The sequence below is a fragment of the Prevotella sp. AM23-5 genome, assembly GCF_003473645.1.
In the GTDB taxonomy this organism is placed as follows: Bacteria; Bacteroidota; Bacteroidia; order Bacteroidales; family Bacteroidaceae; genus Prevotella; species Prevotella copri_A.
On the sequence record NZ_QUCG01000081.1, the window covers coordinates 1 to 318 of the forward strand.

A 318-nucleotide genomic window follows, 5' to 3' on the forward strand; every position below is an offset into this window, starting at 1 on the left:
CCTTTGGCTGCTTTAGAGCTTTATGTTAATAATTCTAACTCATAATTTTGAAAAAGAGAAACCATAGTTTTAGAGATAGCAAACCATAGTTTCCCCAGCTCACAAACCATAGTTTTTCTCCTCAAAAGCTATCACAATAACAGTTATCACAGTTTCTCGAAACACTTTTCTTTTTCTCATTCCAGAACTAACTATATATATTATATATTTATAATAATAATATATATAGTTAAATTCCATTTAACATTTCTCTTCCCTTCAGATACCCCCTCCGTAAAAACTGTGATAACTGTTACTGTGATAGCTGTGATCACTCTT